The following is a 304-nucleotide window of genomic DNA, read 5'->3' on the forward strand; positions in this document are numbered from 1 at the left end:
TCCGTCGAATGTTACGGCTGTAGCCGATGTTAATTCATGCGCTGCTACGGGAGTTGTTTTGGGAACACCAACAACAACTGATAACTGCACAGGCACAATCACAGTTACTAATAATGCACCATCAAGTTTCCCGATCGGAATTACTACGGTTACCTGGACAGCAAAAGATGCTGCAGGAAATACGCAAACGTTTACACAAACAGTAACAGTTAACGATACCCAAAAACCAACAATTACTTGTCCGTCGAATGTTACGGCTGTAGCCGATGTTAATTCATGCGCTGCTACGGGAGTTGTTTTGGGA

1 protein-coding gene is annotated in these 304 nt (G+C 44.4%); it reads left to right on the forward strand.

Features of this window, described 5'->3' with window-relative positions; all coding sequences use genetic code 11:
- Nucleotides 1-304, forward strand: a 304-nt coding sequence (locus RT99_RS19645) for an HYR domain-containing protein (RefSeq protein WP_042566452.1), incomplete at both ends; no start/stop codon positions are given.

This window comes from Flavobacterium sp. MEB061 (assembly GCF_000834715.1).
Taxonomy (GTDB): domain Bacteria; phylum Bacteroidota; class Bacteroidia; order Flavobacteriales; family Flavobacteriaceae; genus Flavobacterium; species Flavobacterium pectinovorum.